Origin of the sequence: Lysinibacillus sp. CNPSo 3705, assembly GCF_028674935.1 — a bacterium.
GTDB lineage: Bacteria > Bacillota > Bacilli > Bacillales_A > Planococcaceae > Lysinibacillus.
The window spans coordinates 1-945 of sequence record NZ_JAQZSD010000173.1 but is presented as its reverse complement, the minus strand read 5'-3'; the positions used below and the strand labels follow the sequence as shown (position 1 = coordinate 945).

At 24.8% G+C, this 945-nt stretch carries 2 protein-coding genes; both read right to left on the bottom strand.

Annotation, left to right across the window (positions count from 1 at the left end):
• Positions 1-303: 303 nt before the first annotated feature.
• Positions 304-504: a hypothetical protein gene (locus PVA17_RS24855; RefSeq protein ID WP_274069358.1), complete on the bottom strand. Its 201-nt coding sequence runs from the start codon at positions 502-504 to the stop codon at positions 304-306.
• On the bottom strand, positions 501-945 hold a 445-nt coding region (locus tag PVA17_RS24850), incomplete at its 5' end, for a hypothetical protein (protein WP_274069357.1). The genes PVA17_RS24850 and PVA17_RS24855, both read right to left, overlap by 4 nt.

The window sequence follows — 945 nt, the reverse complement described above, 5'->3', positions numbered from 1 at the left end:
TTTTTAAACTTATATTAAAAATTGATAATTTCAAACAGTTTTTAATATAAAAATTTATTATATAAAATAACATTTTTAAGTTCTCCCTAATATAATTATTTATTGAAACTATATTTAAATAAAACTATCCCCACGGAAGAATTAGCTGAAACGCTCTAAAAAAACCGTAGACAAAGGAAAACTGTCTACGGTTTGCTGAACCTTTAAAGTCCAACCTTTATTATAAATTCTAATTCTACAATATTAGACTATTTTTTTATTTAATTTTTTATTTAATAAATATTAAACCATTTTTATATAGTTTTATTTAGTGCAACCACAATTGCAAAAATGTATATTACCATCGCAAATCCATTGCGGGTTGTTCTTGTCAACCCATTTTCCCAAAGTTCCTATCATTCCTTGTGTAGCACAATTTACGTGACCTTGACACCATTTGTAAAATGTTTGTTGTGAACAAGCTTTTGCTGTTGGTTGAATTAAATTATTTAGAAAATTACTCATAATAATACTTCCTCCTTTTTTTTGATTGTAGAATTAGAACCATAAACTAAATTAAAAAAGCGATAAATCTCTGGTGTTTTTAATATTATTTCATTTATTTCATTTAAATAAATAAATGAAGGGGCAGTATCAATTGAATTTTCAGCAAGAAATTGCCTATCATATTTAAGAATATTGAAATTAAAATCGTATAGTTTTAGAAAAGATTCTGAATTTTCATCAGTATCTTCTACTAATACAAAAATATCTCTATAGTTATTAACTTCACTATGGAATTCATTCCAATATATCTCAAAAATCTCTTTGCAATACGGGCAATTTTTACTAATTAGTAATAAAATCTTCGGTTTATACATATCTAATGCTTTTTCAAATTGACTACTCATTATAAGCTTTTCAAATTGTACTGGTGTCATTAATTCATCATTTTTTACATTAACG